At 32.3% G+C, this 19,499-nt stretch carries 19 protein-coding genes, 1 riboswitch and 1 other annotated feature; all 19 genes read right to left on the bottom strand.

The window, feature by feature from the left end; genetic code table 11:
• Window positions 1-6: 6 nt before the first annotated feature.
• The 19 genes from hemC to mutM all read right to left on the bottom strand — a co-directional run bounded on the left by hemC (window position 7) and on the right by mutM (window position 19,479).
• Entirely contained in the window at window positions 7-930 is a 924-nt protein-coding gene (hemC, locus tag LQ611_RS02290; RefSeq protein ID WP_210142518.1) for a hydroxymethylbilane synthase, read from the bottom strand.
• Window positions 931-948: 18 nt separating this feature from the next.
• On the bottom strand, window positions 949-1,782 hold the full coding sequence (locus LQ611_RS02285; RefSeq protein ID WP_025904287.1) for a cytochrome C assembly family protein: 834 nt from the start codon (window positions 1,780-1,782) through the stop codon (window positions 949-951).
• A 20-nt stretch (window positions 1,783-1,802) separates the two neighbouring features.
• On the bottom strand, window positions 1,803-3,140 hold the full coding sequence (hemA, locus tag LQ611_RS02280) for a glutamyl-tRNA reductase (protein WP_103360777.1): 1,338 nt from the start codon (window positions 3,138-3,140) through the stop codon (window positions 1,803-1,805).
• A gap of 74 nt (window positions 3,141-3,214) precedes the next feature.
• A complete protein-coding gene (gene yihA / locus LQ611_RS02275) occupies window positions 3,215-3,802 on the bottom strand; it encodes a ribosome biogenesis GTP-binding protein YihA/YsxC (protein WP_025904289.1) in 588 nt (195 codons plus the stop codon).
• 149 nt (window positions 3,803-3,951) lie between these two features.
• Window positions 3,952-5,214, bottom strand: a complete 1,263-nt coding sequence (gene clpX / locus LQ611_RS02270; protein WP_025904290.1) for an ATP-dependent Clp protease ATP-binding subunit ClpX — start codon at window positions 5,212-5,214, stop codon at window positions 3,952-3,954.
• A gap of 123 nt (window positions 5,215-5,337) precedes the next feature.
• Entirely contained in the window at window positions 5,338-6,618 is a 1,281-nt protein-coding gene (gene tig / locus LQ611_RS02265) for a trigger factor (RefSeq protein ID WP_025904291.1), read from the bottom strand.
• Between the two features lie 93 nt (window positions 6,619-6,711).
• Window positions 6,712-7,641 (bottom strand): hypothetical protein, encoded by a 930-nt coding sequence (locus tag LQ611_RS02260; RefSeq protein ID WP_103360778.1) that lies wholly within the window; start codon window positions 7,639-7,641, stop codon window positions 6,712-6,714.
• A gap of 2 nt (window positions 7,642-7,643) precedes the next feature.
• Window positions 7,644-8,267, bottom strand: a complete 624-nt coding sequence (locus tag LQ611_RS02255; RefSeq protein WP_025904293.1) for an NUDIX domain-containing protein — start codon at window positions 8,265-8,267, stop codon at window positions 7,644-7,646.
• A 149-nt stretch (window positions 8,268-8,416) separates the two neighbouring features.
• A complete protein-coding gene (gene rplT / locus LQ611_RS02250; RefSeq protein ID WP_025904294.1) occupies window positions 8,417-8,776 on the bottom strand; it encodes a 50S ribosomal protein L20 in 360 nt (119 codons plus the stop codon).
• 42 nt (window positions 8,777-8,818) lie between these two features.
• A complete protein-coding gene (rpmI, locus tag LQ611_RS02245) occupies window positions 8,819-9,019 on the bottom strand; it encodes a 50S ribosomal protein L35 (protein ID WP_016910907.1) in 201 nt (66 codons plus the stop codon).
• 25 nt (window positions 9,020-9,044) lie between these two features.
• Window positions 9,045-9,575, bottom strand: a complete 531-nt coding sequence (infC, locus tag LQ611_RS02240; RefSeq protein ID WP_025904295.1) for a translation initiation factor IF-3 — start codon at window positions 9,573-9,575, stop codon at window positions 9,045-9,047.
• Window positions 9,576-9,598: 23 nt separating this feature from the next.
• Window positions 9,599-9,724, bottom strand: a sequence feature (ribosomal protein L20 leader region).
• Window positions 9,725-9,776: 52 nt separating this feature from the next.
• Complete coding sequence (locus tag LQ611_RS02235) at window positions 9,777-11,270, bottom strand: amino acid permease (RefSeq protein WP_025904296.1); 1,494 nt, start codon at window positions 11,268-11,270, stop codon at window positions 9,777-9,779.
• Between the two features lie 88 nt (window positions 11,271-11,358).
• A riboswitch (Lysine riboswitch) is annotated at window positions 11,359-11,531 on the bottom strand.
• A 69-nt stretch (window positions 11,532-11,600) separates the two neighbouring features.
• A complete protein-coding gene (gene thrS / locus LQ611_RS02230) occupies window positions 11,601-13,529 on the bottom strand; it encodes a threonine--tRNA ligase (protein ID WP_103360779.1) in 1,929 nt (642 codons plus the stop codon).
• A gap of 314 nt (window positions 13,530-13,843) precedes the next feature.
• Window positions 13,844-14,764, bottom strand: a complete 921-nt coding sequence (gene dnaI, locus LQ611_RS02225; RefSeq protein WP_107634020.1) for a primosomal protein DnaI — start codon at window positions 14,762-14,764, stop codon at window positions 13,844-13,846.
• Window positions 14,765-14,766: 2 nt separating this feature from the next.
• A complete protein-coding gene (locus LQ611_RS02220) occupies window positions 14,767-16,155 on the bottom strand; it encodes a replicative helicase loading/DNA remodeling protein DnaB (RefSeq protein WP_107634021.1) in 1,389 nt (462 codons plus the stop codon).
• Between the two features lie 11 nt (window positions 16,156-16,166).
• Complete coding sequence (gene nrdR, locus LQ611_RS02215) at window positions 16,167-16,625, bottom strand: transcriptional regulator NrdR (RefSeq protein ID WP_025904300.1); 459 nt, start codon at window positions 16,623-16,625, stop codon at window positions 16,167-16,169.
• 179 nt (window positions 16,626-16,804) lie between these two features.
• Entirely contained in the window at window positions 16,805-17,839 is a 1,035-nt protein-coding gene (locus LQ611_RS02210) for a glyceraldehyde-3-phosphate dehydrogenase (RefSeq protein WP_204167869.1), read from the bottom strand.
• Window positions 17,840-18,001: 162 nt separating this feature from the next.
• Complete coding sequence (gene coaE, locus LQ611_RS02205) at window positions 18,002-18,598, bottom strand: dephospho-CoA kinase (RefSeq protein ID WP_204167868.1); 597 nt, start codon at window positions 18,596-18,598, stop codon at window positions 18,002-18,004.
• A gap of 8 nt (window positions 18,599-18,606) precedes the next feature.
• Complete coding sequence (gene mutM, locus LQ611_RS02200) at window positions 18,607-19,479, bottom strand: bifunctional DNA-formamidopyrimidine glycosylase/DNA-(apurinic or apyrimidinic site) lyase (RefSeq protein WP_204184373.1); 873 nt, start codon at window positions 19,477-19,479, stop codon at window positions 18,607-18,609.
• Window positions 19,480-19,499 lie beyond the last annotated feature (20 nt).

The following is a 19,499-nucleotide window of genomic DNA, read 5'->3' as shown; positions in this document are numbered from 1 at the left end:
TCCTTATTATGCTTCTTCGTTCAATTTCTTAATGATTTCATATGCACCTTGTGCTTTTAGTTCTTCAGAAACTTGTTTACCTATTTCAACAGGGTCAGTTCCTTTTATTGTTGATTCATATCTTTCTTTACCGTCTAGAGACATGATTAAACCTGTAAATGAAATTTCATCATTTTCAAGTGTTGCGTAACCAGCTATTGGCACTTTACAACTACCATCCATTTCATTTAAGAATGTTCTTTCACACGTTACACATGTTTCAACATTCTCATCATGAACTGATTTAAGAATATCTAATAATTCTTGATCATCACTTCGACATTCGATACCTAGTGCACCTTGCCCTATAGCAGGTACCATCGTATCTTCTTGTAAATATTCAGTAACGATATCATCACTCCAGCCCATACGTTTTAATCCAGCTGCAGCAAGTATAATCGCATCGAAGTCTTCAGTTTCTAATTTATTTAAGCGTGTATCAATATTTCCACGAATCCACTTAATTTCTAAATGAGGATATTTTGCTAATAATTGTGCACCACGTCTTAATGAACTTGTACCAACAATACTACCTGGTTTCAAATCTGCAAGTTTGACATGGTTATTTGCGATATATGCATCAAATGGATTTTCACGTTCTGGAATACATCCTAATGTTAATTCATCAGGTAATTCACTTGGAACATCTTTTAAGGAATGAATAGCAAAGTCAATTTCATGATTGAATAATGCTTGTTGTATTTCCTTAACGAATAATCCTTTACCGCCAACTTTAGATAATTGAACATCAATAATTTTGTCACCTTTTGTAACGATTTCTTTAATTTCAATATCTAAATCTGGGTGTTTTTCTTTTAGTTTATCTATAAATTGCTGACTCTGCGTCATAGCTAATTTACTTTTTCTTGAACCTACAATAATTTTACGCATAATTTCCTCCACCATTGTTTAGTTAAACCATTGATGAAATCCTGAAAATTTTGAGACCACCAAATAATTTATCATACACACGAGAAACATCATAATATTTGCTATAACTAACGTTTTTGTGTTGATTGATTTTCTTACTCTTAAAAATAAATAAATACCATAAAGTAGTAAGACAATTAAGGAACCGACTACTTTACTATCAACCCATATTTCACTACCAATTATAATAAGTCCCCATTGAATGCCAAGTATTAAACTAATTAATAAGACTAAAAATCCTACTAATGTAAATCTAAATACATTTTGTTCTAATTGGTCAATACTGCCCATTCTAAAGAACTTTTGATTAAATTTTTTCTCTTTTAAATTTTTTCTTTGTAACAAATACAAAATTGCATGTGATGTACTCAATGCAAAAAGAACATAGCTTAAAATAGCTAAAGAAATATGTATTAAAAGTAATTCATTCATTATATTTGCAGCAGTATTTTCTGTGTCATACTGTTCTGGTCTAAATGTATGAATAACTAAAAATACAAATCCAATCAAATTGATAATAAAGACTGTTAAATCTGTGGATTTAAAATAATTTAAAACTAATGAAACAGTGATAATCATCCATGTATAAAAATAAAATCCTTCGAAAATTGTAAGTACAGGGAATTGTTTAGTTGTAAAAATATACATGCACAAAAAGATTGTTTGAAAAATCCAAACAATCCCTAGCGCATAATACCCAAACTTTCTAACTTTAGAATTCTTTTGAATAAAGTCATAAAAATAGCACCCTAAACAAATCATGTAAATAATTAATACTATTTCATGCAAACGTACAGAAATTACATCTTGCATAGCATCACCATTATTTTGTATTAAGATTCAACTGTTTTAGGAGACAATTGATCTTGTTTTAATTCTTTCTTAGTTTCATTTATTCGCTCAACTTCACTTGAGATATTGAAGATTTCTTGGAATAATTCTAATTTTTCTTTTGATTTTTTGTCCGTTGATAATTCTTTTGCTTGTGTAATCGGATCTTTTAATAGTTGATTGACGATACTCTTCATGTGTTTAGAAATAACTTTACGCTCTCTGTCAGTCATATCAGGAAGCTTTCTTTCAACACTCATCATTGTATCTTGTTGTATATGTGATGCTTTATCTCTTAATGCCGTAATGATTGGCACAACACCTAACATATTTACCCATTCATCGTGTTTATCAATTTCTTTAGCAATTAATAATTCAATTTCACGTGCTGCTTGTTCACGTTCAGCTAAATTAGCATCAACAAGTCCGTTTAAATCATCCACGTCATAATTAAACATTGAATCTAAATCATTTACACCTGGGTCTATATCTCTAGGTACCGCAATATCAATTAATACTAACGGCTTATTTCTTCTAAAACGCTCTACATCACGCATCATATCTTTAGTTAATACATAATGTTCCGCACTAGTAGAACTGATCACAATATCAGCTTCCATTAATGAACATTGTAATTCATTGATGCTTTTCGCTACACCTTTATACTGCATCGCAAGAGATTCCGCTTTTGCTACTGTACGGTTTAAAACAGTGATGTCTTTAACGCCACTACCATTTAAATTCGCAACAGCTAACTCAGCCATTTCCCCTGCACCAATGATTAATGCTTTCTTATTATCTAATTTACCTAAAACTTTTTTAGATAATTCAACAGCTGCATAAGAAACTGAAACAGCATTTGACGCAATATCAGTCTCATGATGCGCACGTTTAGCTAAAGTAATTGCTTGTTTAAACAGACGGTTAAACATCGTTCCGGTTGTAACCTCTGTTTGAGCAATTTGAAATGCGTCTTTCATTTGACCTAGAATTTGAGTCTCTCCTAGAACCATAGAGTCTAATCCAGAAGTTACTCTGAATAAATGTTCCACTGCGTCATTCTCAGTTAAAACATTTGTATATTGTTTAATTGTATCTAAAGATTGATCAAACCAATCTGCTAAAAATGACTGAATATAATATTTACCAGTGTGAATTTGATCTACAACAGCATATACTTCAGTTCTATTACAAGTCGATAAGATTACACATTCTAATATAGATTTTTGATTGTTTAGTGTTACAAGCGCATTCTCAATTTCTTGATCATTAAAAGCTAGTTTTTCACGCATTGCAACATCTGCAGTCTTATAGTTTACGCTTACTACAACAACATGCACTTCTAACGCCCCCATTAATTTATGTCCAATGTCTAAATTATAACATTTCTAATCTAGAAATGTGAGTAATTTGTTTAAATAAATTGTGACAATAATGCCCAAATATTGTCTGTCTTATCTTTGTTTAAAGATGAGTAACTAATCAATTTATCTTCAGGATCTAATTCTAAGGTTTGTCTAATGATTTTTAAATGCTTTTGTACTTTACCTTTAGGAATTTTATCCTCTTTAGTCGCAATGACTATAGTTGGTATTTCAAAATGTTTCAGATAGTTATACATCAACACATCATCTTGAGTCGGTTTATGTCTAATATCAACTAATTGAATTACACATCTTAATGCTTCTCTAGTTGTTAAATACTGCTCAATCATTTTACCAAACTGTTCTCTTTGTTTTTTACTAACTTTAGCATATCCATAACCTGGCACATCTACAAAGATAAGTTGCTCATCGATATTAAAGAAGTTTAATGTTTGTGTCTTACCTGGTTTCGATGACGTTCTTGCAACTTTTTTTCTTGAAATTAACGTATTGATAAATGTTGATTTCCCAACATTTGAACGTCCGCTAAGTGCTATTTCTGGCAAACCAGTCTCAGGATATTGTTTTGGATCTACTGCACTGATTATAATATCTACATTATTCGGATTAATTTTCATCGTTTTCTCCTACAAGTTTGTTTCTTTTATTATATCTTATCTTACTTATATTTTAAACACAGTAACGATAGGTCTATCAAATCACTTTTAAACATTAAAGAAGGCTGAGACAGTTAATAACATGTCTCAGCCTTTATAATCATATGTGATTATGCTGATGTTTTTTCATCATTGATTAAATTACCTTCACTATCATATAAGTTTGGTAATTTATGATCTCTAATTGTATCTTCAGTAATAACTACCTTACTTACATCAGAGCTAGATGGAATATCAAACATAATATCGATTAAAGCTTCTTCAATAATTGAACGAAGTCCACGTGCACCTGTTTTACGTTCTATTGCTAATTCACTAATAGCCGTAAGTGCTTGTTCATCAAATTGTAGTTCAACATCATCTAATTCAAGCATCTTAGTATATTGTTTAACTAACGCATTCTTAGGTTGCGTTAAAATATTTTTCAATGCATCAACATCTAATGTTTCAAGGTTAGCTACAATTGGAATTCTACCAATAAATTCAGGAATTAAACCATATGCCTGTAAATCTTCTGGTCTAATTTGTGATAATAATGATTCTTCGTCACTAATTTCATCACCTGAACTACTAAAGCCGATAACTTTTTCACCAAGTCTACGTTTAATAACTTCATCAATACCATCAAAGGCACCACCAAGGATAAATAGAATATTTGTTGTATCTATTTGAATAAACTCTTGGTTTGGATGCTTTCTTCCACCTTGTGGCGGTACACTTGCTGTCGTACCTTCTAAGATCTTAAGTAACGCTTGTTGTACACCTTCACCAGATACATCACGTGTAATTGACGTATTCTCTGATTTACGTGCAATCTTATCAATTTCATCCACGTAAATGATACCTTTTTCAGCACTTTCAACATCGAAATCTGCTGCTTGGATTAATCTTAATAATATATTTTCAACGTCTTCACCAACGTAACCTGCTTCAGTTAAACTTGTTGCATCTGCAATTGCAAATGGTACATTTAATGATTTAGCTAACGTTTGTGCAAGCAATGTTTTACCACTACCAGTAGGTCCGATTAATGCAATATTACTTTTCTGTAATTCAACACCATCTTCGCTTTCAGAAGGTTGTTGTACACGTTTATAATGATTATAAACAGCTACAGCTAATGATTTTTTCGCATTTTCTTGACCGATAACATAATCATTTAATTGTTCCATAATTTCTTTAGGTGTAGGAACATCAGTAAACTGTTCTGGTTCTTGTGACTTTAATTCTTCCTCTACAATTTCAGAACATAATTCTATACATTCATTACAAATATATACGCCACTACCAGCAACAAGTTTTTTAACTTGATCCTGTTCTTTACCACAAAAAGAACATTTTAAGTTTTCTTCACCATCGTTAAATTTAAACATTTTTACACCCCTATTCTTTTTAGACTATACTAAATGTTTTTTACTTTTTCAAATTAAACGGACTAAAAAAGAATAGTAGCAGAAATATTCTGCTACTATAGTTACTTTAATACCGAATAATTATTATTCTCCAGCTGATTCAGCTACTAATAAATCGATAACTTTTTGGATTTTAAGGTCATTAACTAAAATATCGTTATTACCTAATGTTGCTTTAATATCTTCAACAGATAATCCAAATTGTTCGCTCATTTTAGCGAATTCAGCTTCAACATCTGCATCAGATACTTCGATATTCTCTGCATCAGCAATAGCTCTTAAAGTTAAATTAGTTTTAACGCGTTTTTCAGCATCTTCTTTCATTTGTGCTTTAAGTTCTTCTTCTGATTGACCTGAGAATTGATAGTATAACTCAAGGTTTAAACCTTGTTGAGAAATACGTTGTTCAAATTCTTGCATCATACGATCTAATTCTGTATTAATCATAGCTTCTGGAATATCAACTTTTGCATTGTCAGTAGCTTTTGTAATAGCTTCTTCTTTTTCAGTTGCTTCTGCTTGATTAACTTTAGCTTCTTCTAAGTCTTTACGTAATTTTTCTTTATATTCATCAACTGTGCTAACTGATTCATCAAGTTCTTGTGCTAACTCGTCATCTAATTCTGGAATTTCTTTAGATTTTACTTCGTTAACTTCACATTTGAAAGTAGCTTCTTTACCAGCTAATTCTTCAGCGTGGTATTCTTCTGGGAATGTGACAACAACATCTTTGCTATCGTTAGCTTTAAGACCGATTAATTGTTCTTCAAATCCAGGGATGAATGATCCAGAACCAATTTCAAGATCATAACCTTCTGCTTGACCACCTTCGAAAGCTTCACCATCAACATAACCATCAAAGTTAATGTTAACAACGTCTCCTTCAGCGATTTCGCCTTCTTTAACTGTTAATTCAGCTTGACGGCTTACTGCATCTTCAATTGCTTGATTGAATTCTTCGTCAGTTACTTCACGATCTTGTTTCTCGATTGAAAGACCTTTATAGTCTCCTAATTCAACTTCTGGTTCAACAGTTACAGTTGCTTCAAAGATAAGTTCTTTACCTTTTTCCATTTGTGTAACGTCGATTTCTGGACGATCAACTGGGTTGATTTCTGCCTCTTCTACTGCATTACCATATGCTTCAGGTAAAATGAAATCTAAAGCATCTTGGTATAATGATTCAACACCAAATCTTTGTTCAAATAATGGTCTTGGCATTTTACCTTTACGGAAACCAGGTACATTAATTTGTTTAACAACTTTTTTGAATGCTTTGTCTAATCCTTTATCTACTTCTTCTTTAGGAACCGTAACAGTTAATAAACCTTGGTTACCTTCTTTCTTTTCCCATGTTGCTGTCATGAATAAAAACCTCCGTGATTATCCTAATTTTATAAATTTTCAACTCTTTAATTATAACATAGCTTTCTAATGTTTCAACTATAGTGTTTATATTCATTGCAATTTTTGAATGACTTCAATGAATATGTCCCAATCTTGTTGAGTCACACTTTCGTAGTTAGCGTCTATATTAAAACGTTCTGATAAAAGTTTCAAGTAACATGCAACTAAAACATCATCATTTATATCATTTAGTGTAATTGGATACATAATAATGGCATGTTGGTTTAATAAACTTTTAGCTAACTCTATAGATGCTGGGCTATCAATTTCAAGTTGATCAATTACTTTAGGAATGATATTTTGTGTAAAATTTGTTCTTTCTATACCAGGTAATTCAGTCGGTATAACAGTAATATTCTCATCTATTTTATTGAATTTAACTTCAGCTGACCATTCACTTAATCTTAAATATTCTAATATTAAACTTTGCACATTAGGATGCAATACTTCATTCTCAATAATTTGAGCTAAAGTTAAATTAAATATACCTAAGTGATGATCAATTAAATCTATAAGTAGATTAATTTGTTCTTCAAATTGTGTTTCTTGAAATGTTCTCAATACCTCTGAAGCTTTCAACTGTCTTTGGTTTAACTTTTCTTTAGCCATATCTTGTATAGGTAGCAATGCCATTCTCGTAGCATGTTCGATATTTTCATCTTTAATTTGATTAATAATTTCAACTACCGTTTGATATTGTTCTAAAAAGTATAAACTTTCTACAAAATAAATAACTATTTTGTCATAGAATGGATGACCTTGATTGAGCAATATACTCGCTTCTTCTCGCAATTCAAGATAGTAACCGCAAGATTTTAAGACTTCACATTTCTTTATTGATAGGTCATCATCCATCTCAAAATGTTGCTCATACGTTTCAAACAATTCATACGCTTCATCAAATTGTTCATTTCGAATCGCAAGATTAATATTGTTAACCAGTTGTTTTTTTAATTTTGGAAATGGAATAATTTCACTCAAGGTTACTCACCTCTTCTGTATATACCATCTATAATTAGACTACTCCATGTTTCATAATTCTTATGATTCAACAATTCTGTTTGATCAGCCCACTTAATTTTTAAAGTGTCTGTTTCAACTGCTTCAACGCTAGATTTATTAACTTTTAATTTAAAAACAACACCAATATGAACTTTACCTACTTCATCTTGATCATCATTTATAAATCCAATTAACTCCATGTTAGCTACATCTTGTTTGTTTAAACCAACTTCTTCTTCAAGTTCTCTAGCAGCATTCTCTCTGATTACCTCTTCAACTGTTACAGCTTCAGGGACATCATTCATATGACCGCCTACTCCTATTGAACTTAAACCATGTAATCGGCTTTCGCCACCACCAGTTAATCTTTCATACACAAGTACTTCGTCGTCCTCATTTTCTAATATACAATATGAAATAAGTTGTTTATATGAAGGATCTTCTTCCATATCGCCACGACGTTTTGTTTCAAATTGACTAATTGTTTCATAAATATATTTAGTTTCTTCATCTTGAATAGATTTAAACCCATCAAATTGATAAGCTTCGTCTTTAAATATTAATTTACGTGGTACTACTGTAATCATTTCATCAAATTTAGACATAATAGACTCCTTATTCTTATTTCTACACTATTTTATCAAAGCGAATTTGAAGCGTAAAGAAGACGCACTTTCTACTATATTATTTCATAAAAAAAGCCATCAATAAAGTTAATAACTTTATTGACAGCTTATACAACAATGAAATGCAATTATTTAGCTAAAGCGTCTTTAGCTTTAGTAGCTAATTCAGCAAATGCTTTTTCGTCTGAAATAGCGATTTCAGAAAGCATTTTACGGTTAATTTCAATACCAGCTACTTTAAGACCATTCATTAAACGGCTATAGCTGATGTCGTTTTGACGAGCTGCCGCATTAATACGTGCAATCCATAATTTACGGAATTCACGTTTTTTCTGACGACGGTCACGGTAAGCGTAGTTACCAGATTTCATAACTTGTTGCTTAGCAACTTTATATAATGTATGTTTTGAACCAAAGTAACCTTTAGATAATTTTAAAACTTTTTTACGACGAGCTCTCGTCACTGTTCCACCTTTAACACGTGGCATGATAATTCCTCCTTAAAATGGACCATTAGTCCGCTATGTTTATTATTTTACGTACGTTAACATTTGTTTAACTCGTTTAGTATCTGATTTAGAAACTAATGAAGCTTTACGCAATTTACGTTTTGCTTTTGTAGATTTGTTTGCGAATAAGTGTGAAGTGAACGCTCTAGAACGTTTTAATTGACCTGAACCAGTTCTTTTAACACGTTTTGCTGCTCCACGATGAGTTTTCATTTTAGGCATTGAGATTTCCTCCTATAATTTCGGTTTATTTGTCGTTTGAAATTGGCGCTAACATTAAGAACATTGAACGCCCTTCCATTTTAGGTCTTTGTTCAACTGTTGCTATGTCTTTACAAGATTCTGCAAAGCGTTCTAACACACGTTGACCAATTTCTTTATGCGTGATCGCACGACCTCTAAATCTAATCGATACTTTAACTTTATCTTCTTTAGATAAGAATTTTTGAGCATGTTTCAATTTAGTTTCGAAGTCATGTTCTTCGATAGTTGGACTTAATCGAATTTCTTTAACATTGACTACTTTTTGTTTCTTACGCATTTCTTTTTCTTTCTTCTGCTGTTCGAATTTGTATTTACCGTAATCCATAATTCTTGCAACAGGTGGTTTAGCATTAGGCGCTACGATTACAACGTCTAAATCTACTCGTTCAGCCATTTCAAGGGCTTCATATTTAGATTTAACACCAATTTGCTCACCATCTTGGCCAATTAGGCGAAGTTCTTTTGCACGAATTTTGTCGTTAACTTGAGTCTGATCTTTAGCTATGGTTGACACCTCCTAGAATTTTACGAAGTCGTCCAAGAAAAAAAGAACGAATGCATAATGCACCCGTTCTCATCCATAAACTTTAAAGGTTTATTGTACCTGCTAACTGCTTTACGCGTCACTACAGGTGAGAAGCGGGTATGCTTCTACTTGGTCCGTTTCGTATTCAACAAAACTTATCTTACCAATTATAAACCCTTATGTCAATGTTTATTTAATATTCTTTTCAAATTCTTTCATATCCACATCTTGACTTAAGTCAACTTTATCAAGTGGAATCATTTTAGTTCTATATTTTAGTTTATGGAAAATATAAAACGCTAAAAATACAGGAATACCCATATAAGTAATAAAGAATCTTCTTGGTTCGAATTCACCAGTTTGGATGAAATCAACATCTTGTCCTACGATTACAATCGCACATAAAGCAAATGCGAACAATGGACCAAATGGGAACCATTTAGCTTTATATTTTAATTTAGTCTTATCATAATCTTGTAGATCAAATGCTCTTCTAAATCTATAATGGCTGATTGCGATTCCTAACCATGCAATAAAGCCTGTCATACCTGAAGCAGCGATAATATATTCGTATGCGCCACCACTTAAATGCTCAATTGCAAATATAAGTATAACAACTACTGCTGTTGCAAATAATGCTGTGTATGGAACACCTGATTTATTTGTTTTTGAAAATACTGGTGATGCTAATTTATCTTTACTCATTGAGAATAGCATTCTAACTGAAGCATACATACCAGAGTTACCTGCTGATAATACTGAAGTTAAAATAACAGCATTCATAAATGAAGCAGCAAATGCTAAACCGGCATTCTCAAATACTAGTGTAAATGGTGATTTCGCAATTTCGTCTCCACCCATTAAGTTTGGATTTGTATAAGGAATAATCATACCAATTACAAAGATTGCTAAAATGTAAAATAATAAAATTCTCCAGAATACTTGTTTAATCGCTTTAGGTACTGCTCTTTCAGGATTTTCAGATTCTCCAGCTGTAATACCAATTAACTCAGTACCTTGGAATGAGAATCCTGCAACTAAGAATACACCTAATACAAGTAAGAATGTATTAACGTTCGAGTCACCTAAGAATGGTGCATCACCTGCTACAAAGTTATCAAATCCTAAGTATTCGCCACCTAGTAAACCAAATATCGTTAATAAACCTACACCAATGAAAATAATTACTGTAGCTACTTTAATAAATGCAAACCAGTATTCACTTTCCCCGTATACTCTAACTGAAAGTGCATTAAGACCAAATATGATAACCATAAAAATGACACTCCATAACCATGATGGAATGATTTCTAGTGGTTCCCAGTAACTCACAACTTGAGATGCAATTGTAATATCAGCTGCAACTGTAATAACCCAGTTAAACCAATAGTTCCATCCCAATGCAAATCCTAGTGAAGGATCGACAAATCGAGTTGCGTAAGTACTAAAAGAACCTGAGACTGGTAAATAAGTCGCCATTTCTCCTAATGATGTCATAAGGAAGAAGACCATCAAGCCAACTATTGCATATGCTAGTAATGCACCACCCGGTCCAGCATCTCTAATGGCTCCGCCAGAAGTCATAAATAAACCTGTACCAATACAACCACCGATGGCTATCATAGAGATATGTCTATCTTTGAGTTTCCTTTGAATATTGTTCGTTGATTTTTCTTGATTCATTGCTATTTCCTTTCTCCATTCCACAATCGAGCCACTAAAAAAGTCGCATATCTCAAGAGATATGCGACCGATATATGAACATTCCATACAAATTGGTAGCACATCACTTAGTGTGACAGTCCAGTATCTATTAAACACTGACCCAACAAATCATATTATGGATATGATTCGTTTCGGCGATGCACCCTTTCATTATTTCAACATACGCGCCATTTCGCTTCTGAATAATTACTCTTGAACATCGCAACCTCTAACTCATTACTGAGGAATATTTAATTAAATTTCACTATTAAAACTATACCCGATGATTCTAGAAATTTCAATAGGCTATTACTTTTTTAGTCGAATTTCATCCACAATATTCCAGATGAATTCGTCTTTTTCAACTGTTTTTGAATCTTTTGATCCGTATCGACGTACATTTACTTCTTGGTTTTCTACTTCTTTATCACCGACAACGATTTGGTACGGTATTTTTTTCATTTGAGCTTCACGAATTTTATATCCCATTTTTTCGTTACGGTCGTCAATATGAACACGTACACCTTGAGATTTTAATTCATCGTTTAATGCTCTTGCATAATCGTAATGTAAGTCAACATTTACAGGTATAATTTCCACTTGTTTTGGTGCTAACCAAAGTGGGAATGCACCTTTAGTTTCTTCTATTAAGAATGCAGTAAATCTTTCCATAGTAGAAATTACGCCTCTATGAATAACAACTGGACGATGTTCTTCACCATCATTACCGATATAAGTTAAATCAAATTTTTGTGGTAATAAGAAATCTAATTGAGCAGTAGATAGTGTTTCTTCTTTACCCATTGCTGTTTTAACTTGAACGTCTAATTTAGGACCATAGAACGCCGCTTCACCGATTGCTTCTTCATATGGTAAAGCCATTTCATCGATTACTTCTTTAAGAACCGCTTGTGCTTTATTCCACATTTCGTCATCGTCAAAGTATTTTTCTTTATCTTCTGGATCACGATAACTTAATCTGAATTTATAATCCTCGAAACCGAAATCTTTATACACATCAAGTATCATGTTAACAACGCGTTTAAATTCTTCTTTAATTTGGTCTGGACGAACAAAGATATGTGCATCATTTAAAGTCATACCTCTAACACGTTGTAAACCAGATACTGCACCGCTTGCTTCATATCTATGCATCATACCTAATTCAGCTATACGAATTGGTAACTCTCTATATGAATGACGACTATTTTTATAAATCATCATGTGATGTGGACAGTTCATAGGTCTAAGCACAAGTTCTTCATTACCTAAATCCATTGGAGGGAACATATCTTCGTGATAGTGATCCCAATGTCCAGATCTCTTGTAGAAATCTACATTAGCCATAATTGGTGTATACACGTGGTCATAACCCATTGCAACTTCTTTATCTACAATATAACGTTCTAATTCACGTCTAATTGTTGCACCATTTGGTAACCATAAAGGTAATCCAGCACCAACATCTTGATTAGTAGTAAATAATTCTAGTTCTCTACCGATTTTACGGTGATCACGTTCTTTTCTTTCTTCTAATACTTTCAAGTAAGCTTTTAATTCTTTTTTATCAAAGAATGCTGTTCCATAAATACGTTGCAACATCTTATTGTTTGAGTCACCTCTCCAATAAGCACCTGCAGTAGATAACAATTTAAATTCTTTAATTTTTGAAGTTGAAGGAACATGTACGCCTCGACATAAGTCTGTAAATTCACCTTGAGAATAAAGTGTTACATTTTCGTCTTCAGGAATAGCATCGATCAACTCTAATTTATACTCATCATTTTTAAAGAATGCTTTTGCTTCATCGCGACTTACAACTTTACGTTCAATTTTAAAGTTTTCATTCACAATTTGTTTCATTTCTTTTTCGATAGTTTCAAAGTCGTCACTAGAAATTTTATGTTCTGTATCTACATCGTAGTAGAAACCACCTTCGATTACAGGACCTACACCAAACTTCACATCTCCGTATAATCTTTGTAAAGCTTGTGCCATTAAATGTGCAGTTGAATGTCTTAACACTTCTAAAGCTTCGTCGCTTCCAGGTGTAACGATTTCAATTTCCCCATCATTTTCTAAAGGTCTTGTTAAATCTACTAATTGTCCATTAAATTTACCAGCTACAGCTTTTTTTCTTAAACCTGGGCTAATAGATTGAGCGATTTCTTCAGTAGTTGTGCCTTGTTCAAACCCTTTCACATTACCATCCGGAAACTTAATATTTATCTCACTCATAACGACTTCCTCCTCTTTTTTATTAAAGAACACAAAAAAGAGACCTCATCCAAAGGGACGAAATCTCTCGCGGTACCACCCTCATTAACGCACTTCACATATAAGTACGATAACTCTACATAAGATAACGGTCTTGAGCCGAATGTGGATTAACACATCATGTATTGAGGGAGTAACCATTTATATTGCATTATCTCAATTCCAGCTCAATGAGACTCTCTGTTAATGCTTTATAGACGTCATGTCCTCTAAATTTGTATATTCATTTAAGATAATTCAATTATACAACTCTACTGTAAAATATCAAGCTAAAATTAATAGCGATAGTTTTTACCATCTAATTCATATGGTTCAGAGATTGTTTTGATGCGTTCCATTATTCGACTAGCTTTCGTCATTTCTGAACCTTGTCGTGTCTTGCTCAAATGAAATTCTAACTCTTCAAAGTTAAAATTCGAACTAAAGAATGTCGGTAATTTATGAACCATTCTATAATGTAATAATGGACCTATTATTTCATCACGAGCCCACGGCGTCAGTTCTTCTGCACCGATATCATCTAACATCAACACTTTAGCTTCACGAGCCGCTTCAAATCGACTACTGAACGACCCGTCATTAAATCCATTTTTAAGCACTCTAATAAATTCAGGTACATATATAATTGTGGAAGGTTGCTTTTTGACTTTTAACTGATTCGAAATTGCACCTAATATATATGATTTACCAGCACCGTACGGACCGTGTATATACAGTCCTTTAACTTCTTCACCTGATACAATTTTATTACAAATATCCATAGCTTTCTTAACAATCTTCATTCGAGCAGCTCCGTCAAGATATAGATCTTTAATTGTTGCTGTCAAAATTTCTTTTGGTATTTGGAATGATGTCACTAAACTTGATTCAAATTTTTGTTTATCGTATTCGATTTTGTTTGGACAAGGTAAGTATCTCGTTTTGATATGGTCATTCTCAATGTATAGTTCAGGTACATGACCTTTTACAAAGTTAATACAAGTACCATAACTACCACATTTCTCACAACATTTCGATTGATCTTTATATGCTTGTAATTGATCTAAATCTCTATCAATTATTGCATTCGTTAATTCAGATTGATGTTCTTCTAAAAATGCCTTTACCTCTTTATGAGACAATGTATCTTTTTTAATTTTTTCTAATCGTTTTTGAAAATCTTTATTTTGTTTCAAATGTTGCCCAAGTGGTTCCATTATTAATCATCTTCTTTCCAAAATTCTTCCATTTCTTTTAGAAGTGCTTGTTTTTCCTTTTCAAACTTAGGATCATATTCTTCTTCTTTTGGTTTATCTTCTTTAGTTGATTCAGAAGCTTTTTGTTTTAATAACCATTCTGGTGTCTTTTCAATAGATCTCAATACATAAGGAATATTTGTATTTTCTTTACGCTCTTTTTTCCTTTCAACTTTATCCTTTATGTCCTTATCGCGTTTTTTAATATGGTAGTATGCTTCTTCAGCTGACGATATTTTAAGCTTTTTCCAATTCGAAGCAATTTCTTCAATATATGCTTTCGGTAATTGCATATCATTCGTGAACATGACATACTCAAGTAGAATATTTATGACACCATACGGTAACTTCTCTCGTGTAATTATATCTTCAACAGTTCTCTTTTGTGCAATTGTCGGTTCAGACTGTGTAAATGATGATAACACGTCTATCGGACTTGTATTATCTAACATTTCAAACCAGGACTTTAAGGAATTCACTTCGGTATTTTCAGATTGCGTATTTGCTTTAGGTTTTTCATTTTTCAAGTCTAATTCTGGATATTGTCCATCATGCTCTATTTGATAGATTGTGCGTGCATGTTTTCTTAAATCTTGTAGTGAAATCGTTTGGTTCTGTGTAATGGATTTTAAGATAATAGACTTCATTTCAACCGGTGTAATTCCGTATAATGTAGCAATTTGTATAATAACTTCTTTCGTCTGTTTATTTAAAATTTCTTTAGAAATCAAATGATTACTCAACAATAGTTCTAACATTTCAAAATCAAATTGAACGTCTGACAAATCGAGACCTTTACTTTTATATTCAGGCCGAATATTAATATCATCTTGTTGTTCAACATTCGTTAACTTTGGCACTTTAAATACATCTGTAAATTTTTTAGTAACTTCATGAAAGCCTTGAGTTGTCACACTGTAATCCTTATATCTATTTTTTAACCTAATATATCTCGCCTTACCAATTTGTTGATATAGAAATACAGATAATAAAGGATCATTAAAGAATTGTTCTGCTGTAGCAGGTTGCTCTAATTGATAAATAAATGATTGTGCTTCTTGATTCGTCTTGAAGTATGTTTTTAATAAACCGATACCTTCTAACAAGTCTAAAGCATCTCTAAAGCTAGATAAATTTATTCTTAAATCATTCATAATTGTATAATGATTATACGCTTCTGTTTCATGATGATAATTAAACTGCGATAAATATAAATAAACACCAATTGCATCAGTTCCAATTAATGGCGTATATAAACTAACTAATATATCTTGATGTACATGTGTATAATTATAATTCGATTTAACATAGAAGCCATCACTTGGCTTGATACCACTAAAATATTCCGCCATTAATACTCACCTTACTTTCGGTCTTTCAATATGCCTTGCATAGACTTTAATAATTGATCGACATCTTTAAATTCTCTATATACTGATGCAAATCTTACATAAGATACTTGATCGACATCCATTAAATGTTCCATAACTTTTTCACCAATATCATTTGAAGATACTTCTGTGTTACCTTCAGATCTTAATTCTTTTTCAACTTGATTTGTAATTTCTTCTAATTTTTGATAAGCAACTGGTCTTTTTTCACAAGAACGTACTAAACCGTTTAATATTTTATCTCTATTAAATGTTTGTCTTGCGCCGTCTTTTTTTACGACGATTAAAGGTGTGAGCTCTACTCTTTCAAAAGTTGTGAAACGAAATCCACATGATTCACATTCTCTTCGTCTTCTAATTGCTACTAAATCATCCGCGTGTCTAGAGTCTACAACTTTGGAATTTTCATATTTACAGTTTGGACATCTCATTCGTTTCACCCCTCATATACTTATTACATAGGTTGATTATACAGTAGTTTGTTATTTTTTTAAACGCTCACTACTTTTCAAAATGCACTTATAGATACTTAACAGTATTATTATTAAATAAAAAAACGTAACGCGGTATTTAATTTACCACATTACGTTTTAAATGTAACTTATATCACTTATGAAATTTTTTGTTCTCTCACTTCTGAAAGTATTTGAGCAATTTGTTCTGCTAGTTCAACAACTCTCATTGAGTAGCCCCATTCATTATCATACCAAGCGAGTACTTTCACTTTATTATCTGCAATGACCATTGTAGATTGTTCATCAACGATTGCTGAATGTGGATTCGTTTTGAAATCAATTGAAACAAGTGGCTCATCATTAACATCCATAATCCCTTTTAATGGTCCATTACTAGCTTGACGTAATGCTTCATTCACTTCTTCAACTGTTACATTTTGTTTTAAATCGACAACTAAATCTACAAGTGAAACATTAGAAGTTGGTACTCTCAATGCCATACCATGCATTTTCCCTTCTAATTCAGGTAATACAAGTGACAATGCTTTTGCTGCACCTGTTGAAGTTGGAATGATACTATCCGTACAAGAACGTGCTCTTCTCAAATCTTTATGAGGATTATCTAAGTTCTTTTGGTCATTCGTAAATGCATGTACAGTTGTCATTAATCCATTTTCGATTCCAAATGTATCATTTAAAACTTTGGCTACTGGGCTTAAACAATTCGTTGTACAAGATGCATTTGACACAATATCAAAATCATTTAAATCAAGTGCATCATCATTTACACCTCTAACAATTGTTTGAACATGTCCACCTTTAGATGGTCCTGTTAAAATAACTTTCTTTGCGCCAGCGTCAATATGTGCGATAGCTTTATCTCCACGATTAAATTTACCAGTTGCTTCTATAACAATATCAATTCCTAAAGTTCCCCACGGTAATAATTTAGGATCTCTTTCAGATACAAGTAAAATTTTATGACCATCAATGATGATGCCATCTTCAACTGCTTTAATTTCTCCATCTAATTTGCCATGTGTAGAATCATATTTAATTAAATGAGCAATTGTTTCTGGTGGATATGAAGCATTAATAGCCACAATATTTAAATCATTTGATTTAAGTGCACCTCTTAAGACCATTCTTCCAATTCTTCCTAAACCATTAATTGCGATATTTTTCTTCATAGTCGAGAACCCCTTTTAATGTGATATACTATTTATTGCAATTAGTATATCACATTAAAAGTTGGTTGAAAACGTTTTCTATTATCTTTTTCTAAAATAAATTAAAAATGTGGATGAATAACAAATGCTATTCATCCACTTTAATTTCAAGCTTATTTAATTTTAATGATTTAACGCCTTACTATTAAGTAAATCATCAATATTATGATTTAATTCCTCTAAGGTTCCATTGTTATCAATTATACAATCAGCTAATGATTTCTTTTCATCTATTGGTATTTGTGATTGAATTCTTGCTTCCGCTTCTTCATCACTAAACTGATTACGTTCTTTAAGTCGTTGTATTTGAGTTTCTTGATTTGTATAAACTAACCAAGTTTCATCGACTGTATTTTGCAATTTGTTCTCAAACAATAACGGAATATCCATTATGACATTTTTACCATGACTTAACGCCTCTTCTTTTTCTTTATCCATTATTGTTCTTACTATCGGGTGAATAATATTGTTTAGTTTTTCTCGCATTGTTAGATCTTTAAATACAATAGAACCAACATATTGTCTATTCATTTCACCATCTATAATTGCATCTTCTCCAAATACTTCTTTAACTTGTTGTAGACCAACGCTACCTTTTTCGACTGCTTTTCGACTAGCTACGTCGGCATCTACTATACAAAATCCTTTATCTTTTAAAATACGAGATACTGTAGACTTTCCAGTTGCAATACCTCCAGTTAAACCTATTACTTTCGCCATTTTCACACCTACTTTTGACAATTTGGACAATAGTGCGTGTTTCTTGTAGCAATGACTTTTTGTAATACTTGCCCACCACATTGGCCACACACTTTTTTACCATATATTCTATGCTTTTCTTGCATTGTCCCTTTTTCACCATCTGCATTGTAGTAATCAGATATACTTGAACCACCGTTATCGATGCCTTCTTGTAACACGTTAACCACTTCATCAAAGACCGCTTTACGTTCTTTTGAAGTTAAATCTTTCACTGGTCTCATCGGAAGAACACCTGCTCTTAACAAAGCTTCACAAGCATAGATGTTACCGCAACCTGAAATAACTGTATGGTCCAATATCGCGACTTTAATTGGTTTATTTATAAATTTATTTGACATTACTTTATTTAAGTAATGTTGGTAAGCCTCTTCAACAAACGGTTCTGGTGCAATTTTTAAGACTGAAGGATACTCACTTAAATCTTCCAATGCTCTTAATTCACCGAACCTTCTAATATCTGTGTAAATGAGCTGTAATCCGTTATCTAATTCGAAAATAACGTGCCAATGCTTTCTATGGTTATCAACTTCAATATGACTTAATTCTGGAACCGTAAAAAATGCCCCCGTCATACCGAAGTGACACATAATAACATTGCTATTTTCACCGTTATCAATTTCCATAAAAATATATTTACTTCTACGATAGACACTCATAATCTTGTAATGTTCGGTACGTTCTTTGAATTCAGCTAATGAACTACCTTTTATAATTGTTTCTTTACCTGTTGATTTGCCCAATTCAACTTTTTCTGAAAAAGTTACATCTTGTATTGTGGCACCGACAATTTTAGGCTCTATCACTTTTTTAACACTTTCTACTTCTGGTAACTCAGGCATATATAATCTTCTTTCCTTTT

Origin of the sequence: Mammaliicoccus sp. L-M44, from assembly GCF_022386355.1 — a bacterium.
Taxonomy (GTDB): domain Bacteria; phylum Bacillota; class Bacilli; order Staphylococcales; family Staphylococcaceae; genus Mammaliicoccus; species Mammaliicoccus sciuri_A.
This window is presented reverse-complemented; position numbering and strand designations above follow the sequence as displayed.

Coding starts and splice junctions, on each gene's coding strand:
- hemC (WP_210142518.1), bottom strand. CDS start 930: ATGCGTAAAATTATTGTAGGTTCAAGAAAAAGTAAATTAGCTATGACG.
- LQ611_RS02285 (WP_025904287.1), bottom strand. CDS start 1,782: ATGCAAGATGTAATTTCTGTACGTTTGCATGAAATAGTATTAATTATT.
- yihA (WP_025904289.1), bottom strand. CDS start 3,802: ATGAAAATTAATCCGAATAATGTAGATATTATAATCAGTGCAGTAGAT.
- clpX (WP_025904290.1), bottom strand. CDS start 5,214: ATGTTTAAATTTAACGATGGTGAAGAAAACTTAAAATGTTCTTTTTGT.
- tig (WP_025904291.1), bottom strand. CDS start 6,618: ATGACAGCAACATGGGAAAAGAAAGAAGGTAACCAAGGTTTATTAACT.
- LQ611_RS02255 (WP_025904293.1), bottom strand. CDS start 8,267: ATGTCTAAATTTGATGAAATGATTACAGTAGTACCACGTAAATTAATA.
- rplT (WP_025904294.1), bottom strand. CDS start 8,776: ATGCCACGTGTTAAAGGTGGAACAGTGACGAGAGCTCGTCGTAAAAAA.
- rpmI (WP_016910907.1), bottom strand. CDS start 9,019: ATGCCTAAAATGAAAACTCATCGTGGAGCAGCAAAACGTGTTAAAAGA.
- LQ611_RS02235 (WP_025904296.1), bottom strand. CDS start 11,270: ATGAATCAAGAAAAATCAACGAACAATATTCAAAGGAAACTCAAAGAT.
- thrS (WP_103360779.1), bottom strand. CDS start 13,529: ATGAGTGAGATAAATATTAAGTTTCCGGATGGTAATGTGAAAGGGTTT.
- dnaI (WP_107634020.1), bottom strand. CDS start 14,764: ATGGAACCACTTGGGCAACATTTGAAACAAAATAAAGATTTTCAAAAA.
- LQ611_RS02220 (WP_107634021.1), bottom strand. CDS start 16,155: ATGGCGGAATATTTTAGTGGTATCAAGCCAAGTGATGGCTTCTATGTT.
- nrdR (WP_025904300.1), bottom strand. CDS start 16,625: ATGAGATGTCCAAACTGTAAATATGAAAATTCCAAAGTTGTAGACTCT.
- LQ611_RS02210 (WP_204167869.1), bottom strand. CDS start 17,839: ATGAAGAAAAATATCGCAATTAATGGTTTAGGAAGAATTGGAAGAATG.
- coaE (WP_204167868.1), bottom strand. CDS start 18,598: ATGGCGAAAGTAATAGGTTTAACTGGAGGTATTGCAACTGGAAAGTCT.
- mutM (WP_204184373.1), bottom strand. CDS start 19,479: ATGCCTGAGTTACCAGAAGTAGAAAGTGTTAAAAAAGTGATAGAGCCT.